Annotated in this window: 13 protein-coding genes and 1 pseudogene; 3 read left to right on the plus strand and 11 right to left on the minus strand. The window is 65.7% G+C overall.

The window, feature by feature from the left end; all coding sequences use genetic code 11:
- Positions 1-64 precede the first annotated feature (64 nt).
- A pseudogene (locus FS388_RS04025) lies at positions 65-337 on the plus strand (IS110 family transposase); the annotation flags it as partial.
- An 87-nt stretch (positions 338-424) separates the two neighbouring features.
- On the opposite strand, the gene FS388_RS04030 reads toward FS388_RS04025, so the two are convergent.
- Positions 425-2953, minus strand: a complete 2529-nt coding sequence (locus tag FS388_RS04030; RefSeq protein ID WP_146339937.1) for a DUF4143 domain-containing protein — start codon at positions 2951-2953, stop codon at positions 425-427.
- Positions 2954-3160: 207 nt separating this feature from the next.
- On the opposite strand from FS388_RS04030, the gene FS388_RS04035 reads away from it, so the two are divergent.
- On the plus strand, positions 3161-6616 hold the full coding sequence (locus FS388_RS04035) for a DEAD/DEAH box helicase family protein (protein ID WP_146339939.1): 3456 nt from the start codon (positions 3161-3163) through the stop codon (positions 6614-6616).
- A gap of 15 nt (positions 6617-6631) precedes the next feature.
- On the opposite strand, the gene FS388_RS04040 is transcribed toward FS388_RS04035, so the two are convergent.
- The 9 genes from FS388_RS04040 to betC form a co-directional block, all read right to left on the minus strand.
- Positions 6632-7666 carry a siderophore-interacting protein gene (locus FS388_RS04040; protein WP_146339941.1) on the minus strand — a complete coding sequence of 345 codons (1035 nt, stop codon included), beginning with the start codon at positions 7664-7666 and terminating at the stop codon, positions 6632-6634.
- Positions 7666-8679, minus strand: a complete 1014-nt coding sequence (locus FS388_RS04045; RefSeq protein WP_146339943.1) for an iron-siderophore ABC transporter substrate-binding protein — start codon at positions 8677-8679, stop codon at positions 7666-7668. Before FS388_RS04045 ends, FS388_RS04040 begins: the two co-directional genes overlap by 1 nt.
- A gap of 62 nt (positions 8680-8741) precedes the next feature.
- On the minus strand, positions 8742-9563 hold the full coding sequence (locus FS388_RS04050) for an ABC transporter ATP-binding protein (protein ID WP_146339945.1): 822 nt from the start codon (positions 9561-9563) through the stop codon (positions 8742-8744).
- Positions 9560-10678 carry an iron chelate uptake ABC transporter family permease subunit gene (locus FS388_RS04055; protein ID WP_146339947.1) on the minus strand — a complete coding sequence of 373 codons (1119 nt, stop codon included), beginning with the start codon at positions 10676-10678 and terminating at the stop codon, positions 9560-9562. Before FS388_RS04055 ends, FS388_RS04050 begins: the two co-directional genes overlap by 4 nt.
- Positions 10675-11793, minus strand: a complete 1119-nt coding sequence (locus FS388_RS04060) for an iron ABC transporter permease (protein ID WP_146339949.1) — start codon at positions 11791-11793, stop codon at positions 10675-10677. The genes FS388_RS04055 and FS388_RS04060 overlap by 4 nt, the downstream gene beginning before the upstream one ends.
- A gap of 226 nt (positions 11794-12019) precedes the next feature.
- Positions 12020-12802, minus strand: coding sequence for an AraC family transcriptional regulator (locus FS388_RS04065; RefSeq protein WP_146339951.1), 783 nt, complete (start codon positions 12800-12802; stop codon positions 12020-12022).
- Positions 12803-12812: 10 nt separating this feature from the next.
- Positions 12813-13154, minus strand: coding sequence for a DUF202 domain-containing protein (locus tag FS388_RS04070; RefSeq protein WP_146339952.1), 342 nt, complete (start codon positions 13152-13154; stop codon positions 12813-12815).
- Between the two features lie 7 nt (positions 13155-13161).
- Positions 13162-13530, minus strand: coding sequence for a YidH family protein (locus FS388_RS04075; RefSeq protein ID WP_146339954.1), 369 nt, complete (start codon positions 13528-13530; stop codon positions 13162-13164).
- Positions 13527-15152: a choline-sulfatase gene (betC, locus tag FS388_RS04080; RefSeq protein ID WP_146339956.1), complete on the minus strand. Its 1626-nt coding sequence runs from the start codon at positions 15150-15152 to the stop codon at positions 13527-13529. The genes FS388_RS04075 and betC overlap by 4 nt, the downstream gene beginning before the upstream one ends.
- 120 nt (positions 15153-15272) lie before the next feature.
- On the opposite strand from betC, the gene FS388_RS04085 reads away from it, so the two are divergent.
- The gene (locus FS388_RS04085; protein ID WP_146339958.1) at positions 15273-16193 is read left to right on the plus strand and encodes an SUMF1/EgtB/PvdO family nonheme iron enzyme; all 921 of its coding nucleotides are present in this window, start codon (positions 15273-15275) and stop codon (positions 16191-16193) included.
- A 114-nt stretch (positions 16194-16307) separates the two neighbouring features.
- Here FS388_RS04085 and FS388_RS04090 read toward each other — a convergent pair whose 3' ends face one another.
- On the minus strand, positions 16308-17777 hold the full coding sequence (locus FS388_RS04090; protein ID WP_146339960.1) for an amidohydrolase: 1470 nt from the start codon (positions 17775-17777) through the stop codon (positions 16308-16310).
- Positions 17778-17831 lie beyond the last annotated feature (54 nt).

Raw genomic sequence — 17831 nt, forward strand, 5'->3', positions numbered from 1 at the left:
CCAGTTCTCCGGCAGGACAAGTTGTGTTGTCCTCTCCGGCTTCTGGGCATGATCGTTTGCTCCCAGTCCCGCGATGATCCGAGGTGAATACGCCGACCGCGGCGGCAACAAGAGATTGAAATCATCCCTGTTCAACAGCACCTTCGCAGCCCTGCACCACCGGCCATCAAGGGCCTACTACGATAAGAAACGCGCCGAAGGAAAGACCCACATACAAGCCGTCATCGCCCTGGCCCGCAGACGCCTCGGCACCCTATACGCCATGCTGCGCGCCGGGTCCTTCTACCGAGACCCAGAACCCCTCAGAGGCGGAGCCGGGTACGCGCTGGCAGCTTAACGAAAAGCATAGAGCCCCCACCGTCACACACTAAGCATGCTCTTCAGCGTCAGAAGCGGACCGCTCTGCACGGGCCCATAGCGGCAGTCAGCCGTCTCCAACCCCCGCGCTGCGATAGATCGAACTAAGCCAACCATCGGCGGAAACGCTTACCCCTCTGATAGTGCCAACGGCCTTCAGCAGGGCCTGTGACACGGGAGAGAGTCTGCGGGACATACGAGGCAGGGCTCGAGCAATCGTCTCCATCTGCTCCAAATCTGAATCAGGGAGCCCTCTAGTGGATTCCTCCAGGTCCGCGGCGAGAGCGCTCAACTCCGCGGCAGGCACCTCTTGACCCGAATCGTTCGCAATGGCCACGAATGCTGCAATGTCTTGAGTCATCTGATCCCAGTCCTGCTGGACCTTCGCCGCGGCGACCTCCAGCCTCTCTGAGGGACCCTGCAGGGATCGTCGAGCTCGCTCAGCCCAGTTCAGGAGATCGCGTGCAGTGGCTGTTTTCGATAATGGCTGCTGAGTAGTGGTCGTCTGAAATCCAAGGCTCAGCTCCTCAAAGGATTCACTAAACTTCACAAGATCAGCTTCGAAGTTGGACTGAAGCTCTTCAATCGACCCGAGAACTTCAGTTAAATCCCGGGAATCCTCATTCAGGGGCCCACTCGTTTCGTCGGCACGAGCGCTCTGGGCTCGTTGCTCAAGGATCTCCGCCAACCCCTCAGCGACCGCGGTAATAACTGTGAGGTACTCCTGGGACCCTCGAGGCTTTGTCCGGGCGTCCATGGCCTCAATGTAGATGGTGCTACGCACCCGATCGAGGACCGGGTCGTTGCTCGACTGTTCACGAAAAGCCCTCGGAGGCGTCCAGATCACAGGTAGAACCAAATTCATTGCCGCTGACTGGAGTGGAACGTTGGCACGAGCTGCGGCGTCGGAGAACTGCACGAATTCTCGGCGGCACCATTCACTGCGGACATAAGAGGGAGAGACGAATGGGATGAAGAGGGCGGAGTCCGCCAGTTCCTTCTCGATGCGCGCCTCAAGATCGTCGCCCCATTTCATGAAGGTTTCATCCCAAACGATGTTGGCCGACCACTCGTGCTCAAGCTCAAGAACTTCACGTACGTCCTCTACGAACTGAGTGATCTTCCCCTCATAAAGCCCCTCGTTATCCCGATGCGCATAGCTGACAAAAATTTGTGTATCTGAACTCGGCTGGTCACTGTCTCGGTGCGATGAGGGACTTGGGGTCATTCCAACCTTTTCAGCTCGTTCGGTCTTCGCTTGTGGTGGGTCCGGAATATCAGGTCCAGATGCAGGCAAGCGAGGTTCCCCCCACGCGTCGCGGTCACGGAGAGCCGCCACAGGCAGGGCCCAGAGGTCATCGCCGAATTTAGCAGGGGATCCTGCAGGGGAAATGACGAAACCGCGCGCGAACCGGTCAGGGTACTGCTCTCGAAAGTTTCGGATGCCGTTGAAGTCCTGCGTGCGAGGCTTCAACGAAGATTCCACCTCGATGGCAGTGAGTGAGCCGTCTGCTGCCTCAATAACGAGATCGACTTCCTTCGTTCTCCCCTTACGCGTGTCGCGCCAGTGGTAAAGAGACACACCGTGAGCCGACCACGTCATGTGCGCACGCAACTGCTGGACGACAAAGGTCTCGAAAAGGTGTCCTCGCTCATCGTCATCAAGTTGATCAAAAGACTGAGCGGCGAGCCACTCAGCACTGAGCGACGTATCAGCAGGATAGAGTTTCGCCGTCACACGAGATGACGTCTTGGACGAGCGCAGGAAGTTGGGAAGCTCATGGGTCAAGAAACGCCTCTCCAGTACATCGAGATAGCGGTTCACACTTCTGGGGTCGAGCCCAAGCATGTCAGCGATGGTCTTCGCTTTGACCTCTTCGGCCGGTTTACGCAAAACGTAGTCCAGCACCCGTTTCGCGTTCGTGAGGTCAAATCTCTCTCCCGGGAGGACATCATCCGTAAGAATTGCCTCCACACCCGCCCGAATCCTATTGGACCGCTGTCTACGAGAGCTACGGCTCTCATCGAGCCGCACAGAGGGCATCCCGCCCTCCCAGAGACCGGCCTTCCACCACGACGAGTCTTCGACAAGCGCATTCACGTGGGGATCCTGAGAAATCAATGCATCAACTGCGGACCAAGGCTCGCTGCTGGTGGACTGAGAACCCCTGAGAGGATGGATTTCAGCTTCGGTCAAAGGTTCGAGGCGGATACGTTGCGCTCGCCTCGCGAGAGGATCGCTGCCACCGAACCCTCTCCGTCCGATTTCGGCAGATCCCGTGAGAAGTCCACTCAACTGATCCTGCCGTTCATCGAGGAGGCGCTTAAGCGCCAACGGCAACTCGGGGAGGAGCTGCGCTTCATCAATCGCGAAGGGTTCCGTGAGAGAGCGAAGCCAGCCATCTATGTCTGTCTCCGCCGCGTTTCGCACCTCAGGGGTCGTGAGTGACTGAACCGTATTGACATAGCCGCGCTCCCTGAGCGCCAACAGCAAGCTCGTCTTTCCGACGGCTCGAGCACCTTCAACGATCAAGAGGGTCCGGTCCTGAAGGGCCTCCACCACGAAGGGTTCGATGAACCTCTGCACATACACCATACGTAAAGGATCGAGCCTGACACCCAAAAAGTCAACATGCGATGCATAGAATTATCACCACCCCATGCAGACTTTTATCACCCCTGCACCTCATGTCCCATTCCTTCGCGCGTGATCCCCAAGCGCGAAAAGTGCCAACGGCCACATAATGCCAAGGCCATCCGATAGCGTGAGCTGAAGATCACCGCCCGGTCAGAGAGGGGAAACATGGCAGGGCAGAGCAATTTCGCGTTCATCGAGGACGAATGGCCGCAGATCTACCAGTCGAGCCTGCGCGCTGAGGAGTACATCCGTACAGACCCCCGTGCCGCCTGCTTTCACGCCCGCTACGCCACCGAGCAGCTGATCCAACACGCCTACACCTGGGCCCGCCTCCCCGAGCCCTACCGGGACGACCTCGCTGCACATATTCACGCTGACGCCTTCGTCCAACGCGCCGGCCAGACCATCGTCCAGAAGCTCAACCTCATTCGGAAGGTCGGCAACCAAGCCGTCCACAGCCACAACCAAATCCGCTCGGACGTCGCCCTCCAAGTCCTGCGCGACCTGCACTACGTGATGCTGTGGGGCGCCCAGCACTACTCCAGCGCACCCCACAAAGTGCCCGCCGCCGCCACCTTCAACACCGAAATCGCTGCCAGACGGCAGCCCATGCACTACGAAGACCTGCAGAAGCTCGCCGTCAAAGTTCAAAAAGAGCAACAGGACTACAAGAAGCAGCTCGAAGAATCAGCCGCCAAAAACGCTGAACTCGAAGCCGAGCTCGAAAAGCTCCGCGCAGCCCACGCCGAAGCCGCCCGCACCGCACAAGCCCAACAAGCCGCCCAAACCTTCGAACAGCGGGACACCGACGAAGCAGGCACCCGCCTCAAACTGATCGACGTCGACCTCCAAGCGGCCGGTTGGCGGCTCGACGGCCCCGAAACCACCACCCCCGACGCCACCCGCGAGCACCGGGTCACCGGAATGCCCGACGCCACCGGGACACGCACCGGCACCGGTTACATCGACTACGTGCTGTGGTCCGACGACGGGCTCCCCCTCGCCGTCGTCGAAGCCAAACGAACCCTCCGCAAAGCAGAAGCCGGCCAAGAGCAGGCCAAGCTCTACGCGGACGCGATGGAACGCGACTACGGTCAGCGCCCCCTCATCTTCTACACCAACGGCTACCGGACCATGCTCTGGGACGACGCCGCCTTTGGCGACAAGGGCTACCCGCCGCGCCGGATCGACGGGTTCCTCACCAAAGCCAACCTGCAGTGGCGCATCCGCTCCCGAACTGCCCGGACGTCCCTCGCCGAGACCCCCATCAGCGGCACCATCGCAGGGCGTCCCTACCAGGAGCGGATGATCCGCAGCGTCGGCCAGCAGTTCGCACAGATGCGGCGGCGTTCCCTGCTCGTCATGGCCACCGGAACCGGCAAAACCCGCACCGTCATCGCCCTCGCCGACCAGATGATGCGGGCAGGCTGGGCCAAACGAGTACTGTTCCTCGCCGACCGGGTAGCTCTGGTCAACCAGGCCGTAGATGCCTTCCGGCAGCATCTTCCCGACGCTCCCCCCATCAACCTGATGACAGAGAAGACAACCGACGGCCGAGTCTTCGTCTCCACCTACCCGACCATGATGAACCTGCTGAAGCCCGAAAGCAGGATGTTCGGGCCTGGGTTCTTCGACCTGGTCATCGTGGACGAAGCACACCGTTCTATCTACGCCTCATACAAGTCACTCTTCGACTATTTCGACGCCCACCTCGTTGGGCTCACCGCCACCCCGGTCGAAGACGTGCACCGCAGCACCTTCGAGTTCTTCGGCCAGGAGAACGGCGTGCCCACCGACACTTACCCACTCGAAGAAGCGATCGCGGAGAAATGGCTCGTCCCCTACATCCCGCGGGCCGCCGAAACCCAGTTCCTCAGCCACGGCATGCGTTATGAGGAGATGTCTGAGGAAGACCGGGAACAGTGGGAAACCGTGGAATGGACCGATCCCGGCACCGACGATGCGGGACTGATCCCCGAGGTTGTCCGCAAACAGGACATGAACCGAAAGGTCATCAACAAGGACACCAACAACAAAGTGCTCGCGACCCTCATGGAGGAAGGCATCCATGTGGCCGGCGGGGACCGGCTGGGCAAGACCATCATCTTCGCCCAGAACCAGGAGCACGCCTACGCCCTATACGAAAGTTTCACTGAGCAGTACCCTCACCTAGGCGGAAGCTTCGCACGAGTCATAACCCATGAGGTGGAACGGGTCCAGGAGCTCATCAGAGATTTCTCCAAACGGGACTCCGAACCTCATATTGCAATCACCGTGGACATGCTGGATACCGGCATCGACGTCCCATCCGTGGTAAATCTCGTGTTCTTCAAAACCGTGTACTCCAAGGCTAAGTTCTGGCAGATGGTGGGGCGCGGCACCCGGCTCAGCGAGAACCTCTTCGGGCCAGGCCAGGACAAGGAGAACTTCCTGATCCTCGACTTTGGGGACAATTTCGCGTTCTTCGACGAGGAGCGAGAAGAAAAGCCGCGCCCCCGCCAAAAATCTCTCAGTGAACGTCTCTTCGAGTCACGCCTGCGCCTGCTGAACTCCCTTGACGAGGGACCAGGAGAAGCCCTCTCTGAAGACCAGCGAAAGACCCTCCGGGAAAACGTCCTAGACCGTACACTTAAGCACCTCCGCGGCATGAACCCTGACTATATCCAGGTCCGCCCCCACCGAGATCTGCTCGTGCAATACACCCCTCGCGAGAAGTGGCGGCACGTAAGCGCGGAGGAAGTTCAGCACCTGTCCCAGACATTCGGTCCGCTTCCCTCAGCCTCTGCCCAGGAGAAGGAAGAGGCAAAGAGCTTCGACTACACCATCCTTCAAGCCCAGACCGCCCAGGTAGAAGGCGATGCCGAGCTGTTCGCTGCCCAACGAGACAAAATTCAGGACGTCGCCGAGGACCTCCTGACACGTCGGAGCATTCCGGCAGTGGATCAGCACGCATCGCTTCTTCACGACCTGACGGATGAAGCGTGGTGGGACGGGGCGAACTGCGTGCGGCTGGAGAGAGTGCGCACATCTCTGCGCAATATCGTTCACTACGTCGAACCTCGAACATGGAAACCCGTTCACACGAATTTCGAGGACACCGACGTCACGGTTGCGGATGCTTCCCTGCGGCATACGACGCCGGCTACCGATATGGCCCGGTTCCGACAAAAGGCAGAGCAGTTCCTGCAGAAGCACCTGAACCATGTCGCGCTGCAGCGCGTGCGATTCAACCGCCAGCTCACCGCTCAGGACATTGAAGTTCTACAGGAGATGCTGGTCGACTCGGGCGTCGGCACGCGTGAAGATGTCGAGGCTGCAGCCCAGGAGGCTGAAGGCCTCGGCCTCTTTATCCGCAGAATCGTCGGCGTGGACAAGAGCGTTGCCAAGGAGGCCTTCGAGAAATTCATCCAAAACGCCAACTTCTCTGCAGAACAGCTGCGATTCATCGAACTGATCGTGGACTACGTCTCAGTCAACGGCACCATGAAGGCCGCCTCCCTCTACCAATCGCCCTTCACAGACTACGCACCGAACGGGCCCGACGAAGTGCTCGGAGAAGACCGGGTGGACACCGTCGTCACGATCCTGGAGGACTTCAGGGAGAGAGCACTCGCCGCCTGAACTCCTGAAGTACGGTCACGCGCTGGGGCGACCCTGCTTCCAATAGCCCATGAACGAGACCTGCCCCCGGGAGAGACCGATCTCCTTCACGAGGTGCCGCCGCAGACCGGTGATCACGCCGGACTCGCCGGCCAGCCACGCGTACTCGCGGAACCCCTCAGGTTCGGCGACCTCCCACACAGGGTCCTCAGGGGCCAGCTCGCGGTAGTCCTTCGACGCGGCAGGCGCCCCGACAGGGGACAGCCCCGGCGCCCAGGCAGCCCGGCGCGCCTCGAAGATGATGCTGCGACGCCTGCCCCAGTCCTGCACCGCCGCGCCGAGCAGTTCGCCCAAGGGTGCGCCGTCCCGCGGAAGCCAACGCACCACCACCCCCGAGGGCGGGTTCACGTCCAGCACATCATCGGCTGTGGGCACCTCGATATAGGCCTCGCCGAAGAACACTCGCGCCTCATCCGAGGCCGCCAGGGACTCCAAGATGCCGCAGATGGCGGGCGCGGCCGTCTCGTCCCCGGCGAGCATCACCTCACGAGCAGTCCCGGGGTTCCACTCGATGCCGCCGCCGGCCTGCTCCGACCGGCGGTCCGGACCGATGACGATCAGCTCATCTCCCACCGCCGCGGAAGCCGCCCAGGACGCGGCAGGCCCCATGCTCCCGTCCGGCTCCTCATGGAGCACGAAGTCCACATCCACTTCGCGGCTGAGAGGACGAGCCGACCGCACCGTATAGGTACGGATCGGGTTCCGCTCCTCGTCCGGAAGCTGCCGCCAAGCGGTGTACCACTCCATCATCGTCGGTGCGGGCTCATCGAAGAGCCCCAGCTGCGGGTAGGTGCCGTCGGCACGCGGAAGGAACAGCTTCACCCGCTGGTCCCATGCGGGAACCCGTTCCGCCGCATCCGGTCCACGGGCGGCAGAGGGGCCGAAGTCAACCAGGGACTCCCCGGCGACGGTGACGCGCACGAAGTGCGCGCTCAGGCGGGAGACCCGTGCCACCGTGGTGCGGTAGGCGCGGGTCGCAGGCACGGCAGCCACGGCGGCGGGCGAGGGCATCAGTCCAGGTTCTCGAGGGCCTCGGCGAGCTGCTCCGGCAGCTCATCCAGCACCACGTCGATGCTCAGCGGAGAGCCGGCGGAGAATGCCATCACCAGATCCCCGTCATCGGGCAGCAGGACCGCGCGGTCCTCCTCGACGACGTCCAGCGAGGACAGCAGCGGGTCCTCCTGAAGCTCATCAAGGGTGTAGCCGATGGGGAAGAGCACGGCGACCTCAGCATCGAGCACCTCCACCTGCTCTTCGGAGACGTCGGCGAAGAAGCCCTGGTTGGGCTCCATGTCCGCGGCGGGGCCGTACATCTGGAAGCCGAGCTCCTCCATGACGTCCCAGCGCATGTCCCCGCTGTAGCTCAGCCCGTAGGCCTCCCCGAACTTGGACCCGGTCACGGCTTCCACACCCTCGAACTCCGGGTGCTCCTCGCGTGCGGCGGAGAAGCTCTCCTCGGTGTCGGCGACGAGCTGCTCGCCCTCCTCCGAGAGGCCCAGGGCGTCAGCGATCAGCTGGGTGTGGCTCTCCCAGCCGGGGTTGAAGTTCTCTGCCCCCTCGGGCCCGGAGACCGTCGGCGCGATCTCGGAGAGCCGGTTGTACTCGCCCTCCTCATAGCCGGAGTTCACATTGAGGATCAGGTCCGGCTCCATGGCCTGGATCTGCTCATAGTCCAGCTCGTCGTCCGAACGGGGAATCACCTCAGGGTCGCCTTCGATGAGGTCAGCGGCCCAGGGCCCCACACCGTGGGTCTCCTCGCCGAAGCCGAGCCAGTCGTGCACGGCGATGGGCTCCACGCCAAGTGCCAGCGCCACCTCAGCGTCGGACCAGCCGAGAGCGACGACGCGCAGCTCGCCGTCCTCCGGCAGCTCAACCTCCGTGGCGCCGTACATGTGCTCGGCCGTCGCGGTGCCGGCGCCGTCGTCGCCGGTCTCCTCAGCAGCGTCGGTGCCATCGCCGCCGCAGGCACTCAGCGTCAGGGTCAGGGCTGCAGCGCCGGCGATGAGCGGGTGGGCATTCTTCATAAGGTTCTCCTTCAAGGTGGCAGTCCGTGGTGCGCGGACCGGGTGATGCTGGGTGCGAAGCCTCAGGACAGGCCCAGAGGGACGGGGCGCGCCGCGGCGGGCGCACGCGGGATGACGAGCGGACGGCCGGTCTCGGGGTCCTCGATGATCCGGGCCTCCACCCCGAAGACGCTGCTGACCAGTTCCGAGGTGGCCACCTCCTGGGGGTGGCCCTGGGCGACGATGCGGCCCTCATGCATCGCCACCACGTGTGTGGCGTAGCGCAGCGCCTGGTTCAGGTCATGCAGCACCGCCACCATGGTGCGTCCCTGCTGCTGCAGGCGGGTGCACAGCTCAAGGACTTCGATCTGGTGCGCGATGTCCAAGAAGGTGGTCGGCTCGTCGAGCAGCAGCAGCGGGGTCTGCTGAGCCAGCGCCATGGCGATCCATACCCGTTGGCGCTGACCCCCGGAGAGCTCGTCGACGGGGCGGGACGCCAGATCCGCAGTGCCGGTCAGTTCGAGGGCCTCAGCCACTGCCCGCTCGTCCTCGGCGCTCCACCGGCGCAGCAGGCTCTGGTGCGGGTGCCGCCCTCGGGAGACCAGATCGGCGACAACGATGCCGTCGGGAGCGGTGGAGGACTGGGGCAGCAGGCCGATGGTCCGCGCCAGCTCCTTCGCCGGCCGGGCGAGGATGGCCTGCCCGTCCAGGAGCACATGCCCGGCGGTGGGGCGGATGAGCCGGGCGAGGCTTCGCAGCAGGGTCGATTTTCCGCACGCGTTGGGCCCCATGATGACGGTGAAGGAGCCTTCCGGGATCTGCACGCTGAGGTCCTCGAGGACGGCCCGCTGATCGTATCCGGCACTGAGCTGCTCCGCCTCCAGGCGGTGGTGGGGTGCTGTCATGCCATCCTCCTTCTGCTCATGCTGATGAGAAGCCAGACCAGGTATACCCCGCCGAGGATGAGCGTCACGACGCCGACGGGAAGGTTCGCGGGCATCGGCTCAGTGCGTGCGACGGCGTCTGCGGCGGTCAGCAGCAGCGCACCCATCGCTGCGGCGGGGAGGAGCTGGACGCTCCCGGCGCCGGTCAGGCGAAGGGCCACCTGGGGAGCCACCAGGGCGATGAACGCGATCGGCCCCGCCCCCGCTGTCACCGCAGCCACCAGCAGCACACCGCAGACGAACTGGACCAGACGCACACGCTCAGCGCCGATCCCCAGAGCGGAGGCAGTGTCATCGCCCATTTCGATCAGCGTCATGTCGCGCGCATGCGCCAGCATCACGGGGAACGTCACCGCGCAGAGCGCCACCAGTGGCGCTGCGTGCGCCCATCCCACCGTGTTGACCGACCCCGATCCCCAGCTGGCGACCGACATGGCCGTCTCAAGATCCAGCACCGTGACGAGGTAGGTGTTCAGCGCACCCAGGAAGATGCTGATGCCGATGCCCACCAGGATCAGCCGCATGCCCGCAGCCCCCATGCCGCCTGCGCTGCGTCGGACGGCCAGCAGATAGACGGCGGAGCCGGTGGCGAGTCCGCCGATGATGGCAGCGAGGGGGGCGGTCCAGATGCCGGCGATGCCGATGGAGGCCGCGGCGAGCACCCCGGTGTAGGCGCCGGTGGAGAAGCCGATGATGTCCGGACTGCCCAAGGGGTTCCGGGTCTGGGATTGGAAGACGGCCCCGGCGACGGCGAGCGCGGCTCCGCCGATCAGGGTGAATACCACCCTGGGGGCGCGCCACTCGAGGATGACGCGCGCGGTGCCGTCGTCGGCCTGGCCGGTGAAGGCGGCGAGCGCCTCGGCGGCGCCCAGTGATGCGGATCCGCTGATGAGGTTCCACCAGCCGACGCCCGCGGCGGCTGCCGTGAGGATCAGCACGACGACGAGGGTGCGCAGGTGCAGCCGCGCGCTTCGTCCCCCGCTGCGCAGCGTGAGCAGCCCTGGGACCGTCACCTGCTCTGTGGGATCGGCGCCGGCATGCTGCGGGCGTACGAGGCTCTCCGGGGCGGCGCTCACAGCTCCCTCACTGCCCTGCGACGAGTCAGCCAGATCAGCATGGGCGCTCCCAGAAATGCCGTGACCACACCGGCGGGAAGCTCCGAGGGTGCGGCGACGCGCGCCAGGATGTCAGCGACCAGCAGCAGCGCCGGAGCGGCCAGGAGGCTCAGCGGCAGCAGCCACCGGTGATCGGGGCCGACGAGCATCCGCAGGGCGTGCGGGACCATCAGCCCGATGAAGCTCAGCGGCCCGGCGGCGGCCGTGGCTGCCCCGCAGAGCAGGGTCACGGAGATCAGACCGGCTAGGCGTGTCAGGCCGGGGCGCGCTCCCAGCGCGGAGGCGGCGTCGTCACCGAGCGCCAGGGCGTTGAGGGCGCGAGGAAGGAACAGGGCGATCAGCAGCCCCACTGCGAGGAATGGCAGCAGGGCCGTGACGTCGTCGCTGCCGCGGCCTTGGAGCGACCCGGCGGACCAGAAGCGCACCCGGTCGAAGACCTCGGGCATGGCCAGGGTCACGGCGAAGCTGACCCCGGAGAGGACGGCCCCGATCGCGACGCCTGTGAGCACGAGCTTCGCCGGGTTGGCTCCCATCGTCCCAGAGGTGCCGATGACGTAGACCGCAGTTGCCGTGATGAGGGCCCCGAGGACGGCGAGCCAGACGTGGCCGGTTCCCACGCTGGGCCCCATCACGGCGGAGCCGAAGACCACAGCGGTGTAGGCGCCTGCATTGACGCCCAGCAGGCCGGGGTCTGCCAGGGGGTTGCGAGCCAGCGCCTGCATCACCACTCCTGCCGCGCCCAGCGCAGCGCCTGCGGCGAGCGCCAGAGCAGTGCGCGGCAGGCGGCGTTCGAGCACCAGAAGCTCTGCGGTGCCGCGAGACTCCGGGGGAAGTTCGCCTGCGATCCATGCACGCAGCGTCTCTGCGGTCTGGGCGGCGGGAAGGTCGCCGGATCCGACGAAGAGGCTGAGGACGGCAAGACCTGCCAGCAGGGCCAGGCCGGCCGGGATCACGGGGAGTCGTCCGGCGCTGCGGGGAGCCGCGGCACGCGTCTGCTGCTCCGCGGCAGCTCGCTGCGGAGCAGCAGACGGGAGGGCTGGGGCGCGGCTCCGCAGGGGTGCGGTCTGGACGGACATATTTCCTCGGAGATTAGAGAAGCTTCATATGGCCGAATGCGGCCTACGAATAAGCTACGAGGTCCATGGGCATGGTGCAATCGATGCATAGCGACTCCTCCTGTCGCATTTGCGACACTTCCGGGGATTGTCACATCAGGATCCGCCTCATTCACGGGCAGCAAGGTCAGGGAAGGCTTAGCTCATGCGGTGAAATCGGGGCGCAGTCCTGCACGGACGACGTCCCTCACGTGGGTCTGTCCTGCGGCCGCGCTGACAGTCCCGGGGTCGCGCCGGTGACGCGCTTGAAGGCCGAGATGAAGGCGCTCGCGGAGGAGAACCCCACATCCTCGGCGGTGTCAGCCACGCTGAAGCCGCCGCTCAGAAGCTCTCTGGCTCGATGCACCCGCGCTTCGGCCGTCCACCGGGCGTAGCCCACGCCCGTCTCGGTCTGGAAGCTGCGCGTCAGCGTGCGCCTACTGATGCCCAGCCGCTCCGCCCACTCCTGAGCGGAGGGCGCGGAACGAACATCCTCCAGCACCGCCCGGGCTGCCGTGCGTGCAGGGTCCCTTGCTGGAAGGCGGAGGCTGACCTGCGCGCCTGAGGGACGGATCAGATCCGGGACCACTGCCTGCGCCCGACTTCGCTGCTCATCGGTGAGGTCCTGCGCGTCGATGTGGTCAAGCAGGCTGGTCAGCAGCGGAGTCATCGTCACTGCTGCGACATCCTCAGGCATAGCCTCGACTGCTTCCGGGCTCAGAAGGACCGCGCGATACAGCGTCCCGGCCCCAGCCCATCCTGAATGCTCGGTGCCTGCCGGAATCCAGAGCCCGTCGGCGCCGGCGACGGTCCAGAGCCGAGACCCTACGGCAATGGTCGAGGCCCCGCGCGGGTTCCACAGCAGCTCATGGAACGGGTGCGCATGCGCCTGCCACTCCACCGAGCGGAGCAGCTCCTCGCCCATGCCGCCGATCCTGAAGCCGATCTGATCCGGCGTCTGCTGCTCCACACGGCGCACCTCGACGCTCACCGACGGCACCTCACGGCGCCTCTCCGCTGAGCAGCAGGATCAGAGCCGCCAGGCCGATGCCCATCACTGCGGCCGTCAGCCCCAGAACCGAACGCACCGCAGCCGGGTAGCTCTCATCGAGGATGCCGTGCACCGCTCGTCGGTAGCGAGCGCGCTCACCGACGAAGATGCCCAGGGCCACCAGGGAGCAGCCTCCCACCAGTGTGAGGACGGCCGCTCCCTGGTAGGGAATCCAACGCAGCAGAAACCCCGCCAGGACGAGCAGAAGCAGCAGGGTGCGGGTCCAGGCCAGCAGCGTCCGCTCCGGCTGGACGCCGGGATCCTCATGCAGCGGGAGATCGGCGGAGCTCATCGGCGGCTCAGACCGCGATGATCCAGATCACCAGCAGAGCGGTGACCACAGCCACTCCCCCGGCCAGCAGCGGCGCGATGAGCGGCACCGGAAGCGACCGTCGCCGCCTGAGGCTGCGCTCCACGTTCAGCCACCGGACGAACGAGCCGGCCGCCAGCAGCATCCCGAGCACCAGGAGACTGGCGGCGAGCGCCGTCCGCAGAGTCTCTGAGAAGACGGCCTGAGTCAGCGCCTCCACCGCCACGCCTGCGGCGACCAGAGCCATGGCGGTCCGTATCCATGCCAGGAACGTGCGCTCGTTGGCCAGAGTGAAGCGCGGATCGGGGTCCTCGCCCTCGCCCAGCAGCCGCTGCTGCCAGCCAGGAAGTGTGCTCATCGTGCCGGATCTGAGATCTTGCCGTGCTCCAGCGCCGACCAGAAGTCACCGCGGACGTAGCGCTGCTCGGGACTCGGCGCGAAGTCGAATGCCCGATGCTCTCCTGTGGCAAGCGCGTCGGCGACCAGCTGACGACGACGCTGACTGGCCAGGACGTCGTGCTCCAGCGACTCCAGGCCGTAGCGGCTGTGAAGCTCCTTGCGCATCAGCTCCAGCTGCTCGGCGTGCTCGGGGCTGTCGGCGAGGTTGGTCAGCTCCTCAGGATCCTCAGCCACGTTGTACAGGTGATCCGGATCGCCAGGGCAGATGGAGAGCTTCCAGCTGCCACGCACCAGTGTGAGGTGCGGACGGTGGGTTCCCTCTGCCAGGTACTCGATGAGCACGTCCCGCTCCTCGGGCCCCGCGGCCGCCTCCTGGTCGGCGAGGACGTGCAGCGGACGTCCCGGAAGCTCAGCCTCACCCTGATCGTCGAGGGCGAGTGCGCTGAGTGTCGGCGCGACGTCGAGCAGCGAAACATTCGTGCTGAACCGACCTCGGGGCACCAGCCCCTCTGGCCCCGTCATGATCATCGGCACTCTGGAGGACCGTTCGTACGGACTCATCTTGTACCAGAGTCCCTTCTCCCCCAGCATGTCGCCGTGGTCGGAGGTCACCATGATCACGGTGTTCTCCGCCAGGCCGAGGTACTCCAGCCGCTGGGTCACAGCAGCGATCTGATCATCGATGTAGCTGACTGCGGCGTAGTAGGCGCGGCGGGCCCTGCGCACCTCGTCGGCGGAGGGGTCCCGCTTGTCGAAGCCGCTCATGGCACGCAGCCGGTGGGTGTGCGGGTCGGCCTCGGCGTCCGGAGTCTCAGGGTGGGCAGGGTCAGGAATGTCGACATCGTCGAACCGGTCCCAGTGCTCCGCCGGGGGCTCGTAGGGGTCGTGGGGGTGGATGTAGCTGGTGACCATGAGGAACGGCTGCTCCTGGCGGCCTTCGCGCCGGTCCCTCTGGTTGGCCCGCGCCCGATCGTTGAGGTGGCGCAGGGTCCGCCAGGTCACCTCGTCGTCGAAGTCCTGCTGCACCGTGGCTTTGGAGGCTCCTGCAGTGAAGACCGCATCAGCGTCGTGGTACCACTGCAGCTTCTCCTCCATGGGCAGGTTCCAGTCGGGAACCATGTCCAGATCGGCCGGGTACACGTCCGTGGTCAGACGCTCCTCGAAGCCGTGGTGCTGGTCCGGGCCGATGAAGTGCATCCGTCCGATGAGGGCGGTGTGGTAGCCCGCCCGGCGCAGGCGGTGGGCGAAGGTGGGCTCTGAGGTGGTGAAGTCATCCCCGTTGTCGTAGCAGCCGATCTCGCTGGGCAGCCGCCCCGTCATCATGGAGGCCCGGGACGGTGCGCACAGCGGAGTGCTGCAGTAGGCGCGGTCGAAGACTGCCCCCTCTTGGGCCAGGGCGTCGATGGTGGGCGTTCGGGCTGCCTGGTCTCCATAGGCGCCCAGAGACTGGGCGGCCATCTGATCCGCCTGGATGACAACGATGTTCGGCCGTGCCGGCGCGCCCTCTTCAGGAGGGGACACAGTTCCGTTGTTCTGGCTGATCTGAGGACCGTCGCCCTGCGGGTATGCGGCATCAGACATACTGAGTCCCTCCTTCGGGAGTTTGGGTTCGTCATAGCGCGGAGACGGCACGCCCATGTCGGGACGGGTCTCCAGCCCCTACAGTAGCTGTGCGAAGAAGTGTCGAGGTGGAGGTTACGGATGAGCGCCTGCTGCGGACCTGCCCGCAACGAGGTCAGGGACGAGCGCGACCCCGTGAACGCGCTCCGGACTGCGGAGGACTCGGACCTGGTGCGGCGCATTGCGTCCTCCGCGTCCGAGGACCTGCGGTTCGTCGGCCTGTCAGGAGGAAGCTTCCGCATGGGCTCGGAGGATGCGCTGGCCTACCCCGACGACGGGGAGGGCCCGGTGCGCACCGTGGAGATCGCGCCGTTCGCCGTGGCTTCCACCACCGTCACCGTGGCACAGTTCGCCGCGTTCGTCGCCGCCACGGGTCACACCACCGACGCGGAGAAGCACGGCGACTCACTCGTCTTCGCTGGACTGCTGACCGATGAGCTGAGGGCGTCCTCCCCCTCCGTAGCCGGCGCCACCTGGTGGCGCCAGGTGTCGGGGGCCTCCTGGCTCCGGCCCGAAGGCCCGGGATCGGCAGCCCTGGGACGTGAGGATCACCCCGTCACCCATATCTCTCAGCGCGATGCTAAGGCGTACGCGGCGTGGGTCGGTGCACGCCTGCCCGCCGAAGCGGAATGGGAGTTCGCAGCCCGCGGCGGACTCGATCAGCAGCCGTTCCCGTGGGGATCGGTCAGGGAGCCCGACGGAGAGCCCCGCATGAACACCTTCCCCGGAGAGTTCCCGGACCGGCCGGGATCGGCGGTGGGCACCGTGCCGGCCTCCGCGTTCCCCGCCAACGGATACGGGCTGCACAACGTCACCGGCAACGTGTGGGAGTGGACGTCCAGTCCCTGGTCGGAGACTGATCCCAGGCCGGTGGTGAGGGGCGGAAGCTACATGTGCCACGCCTCCTACTGCCGCCGCTACCGGACCTCAGCCCGCACTGCCTCCACCGCCGACACCAGCCTCGGCCACACCGGCTTCCGGCTCGCCGTAGACCTCGGCTGACCTGCCCCGCACCATGAGGCCAATTTCCGCAGCATCTTCGGCCTCAGCCGCCCCAGATCCTGCTCAGACAGGAGATCGCGAGCCCGCTGCGTCACCTGCAGAAGCGGCTGACCCTTACAGCGCGTAGTGGGTGAAGCGGCCTCCCACCAGGGTCGCGGCCACCGGCATGGTGCGCAGCTCGTCCCGGTCACAGTCGAAGGGGCTCCGGCCGACAACGGCAAGGTCAGCGACGTCTCCCACCTGAACATCCGTGCGGCCCCGGGCTGAGGACCTCAGCGCGGTGCGGATGTCGATGCTCTGCTCCGGGTGCCAGGGCTGCCGGTCATCGCGGCTGCGGTGCACCGCAGAGGCCATGGCGAACCACGGGTCCAGCGGAGAGACAGGGGCGTCCGACCCCATACGCAGCTCAACCCCAGCGTCGTGCAGGGACTTCAGGGCAAAGGCCCGGTCAGTGCGGCCCCTCCAGTGCGTGTCGGCCACATCTCGGTCATCCATCGCGTGCTCGGGCTGCACACTGGCGGCGAGGCCGAGCTCGGCGAAACGAGCCACATCCTCGTGCCGCAGCAGCTGGGCGTGCTCCACCGAACCCGTCATCCCCAGGGTCTCGAAGGCGTCGAGCACCCCCGTGTTGGCCCGGTCGCCGATGGCATGGATGGCTGCGCCGATGCCGGCGTCCCGCGCCCGCTGCATCAGGCCTCTCAGGTCCTCGATCGGGACCGACTCCATGCCGCAGGCGTGCGGGTGCGCCGGGTCCAGCCCTGGGTAGGGGTCCCAGCACCAGGCGGTGCGGGTGTTCAGGGAACCGTCGACCACCACTTTGAGCGGCCCCATGGTCACCAGACCGAGCCTGTCCAGGGGGTCCCCCGTCTTCACCCCGCACGCGATCGCGCCGTCCAGCTTGTCCGGCCACACGGAGATCTCCACGCGCAGCCGGTCCACACCGTCGTCCACCCGCTGGGGCCAGAGCGTGATGTTCTCCGTGTTCTCAAACTCGACGATGCCGACCACTCCGCGGGCAGCGGCGGCTTGGGCAGCGGCCCGGTACTGGTCCGAGGTGAGCTCGCCGGGGCTCTGAATCTTCTCCAGGGCGCCGAACCAGGCCTCCTCCCGGACCAGGCCGTCGGGATCTGCCCGGACGTCGAGCAGCCTCTCCGCCGCGCTGCTGATCCACGCGCAGTGCAGGTCCCCGGAGACCATGACCGCCGGAGCGTCCCCTGCGGCCTCGTCGAGGTCCTTCTGGGAAGGCTCATCCTCCCACAGCCCGTCTCGAAACCCGTACCCGACCAGGGGCTTCCCGTCCACGGGCTTCTCTGCGGCACGCACCAGCTCCAGGACCTCGGCCGCCGAGCCGGCCGCAGACAGGTCGAGGCGCTGCTGCTGAGCCACCCACTGGGTGAAATGCACATGGTTGTCCCAGAGTCCCGGGACGAGGAACCGTCCTCCCAGGCTGTGCGTCTCAGCACCGGCAGCCGGCTCGGACCCGGCCGCAAAGATGTCGACGACGACGCCCTCCTCGATCATCACATCGAAGGTTCCGTCCCGGTCGAGCAGCCGGGCGTCGGTGAGCATCAGCGAAGCAGGCACAGTGTCCTCTCAGGGTCAGTTGTTCGTGCGGGGCCGCGGGGCCAGTCAGAGGGA

It is taken from the genome of Nesterenkonia sp. NBAIMH1, from assembly GCF_007922635.1.
Taxonomy (GTDB): domain Bacteria; phylum Actinomycetota; class Actinomycetes; order Actinomycetales; family Micrococcaceae; genus Nesterenkonia; species Nesterenkonia pannonica.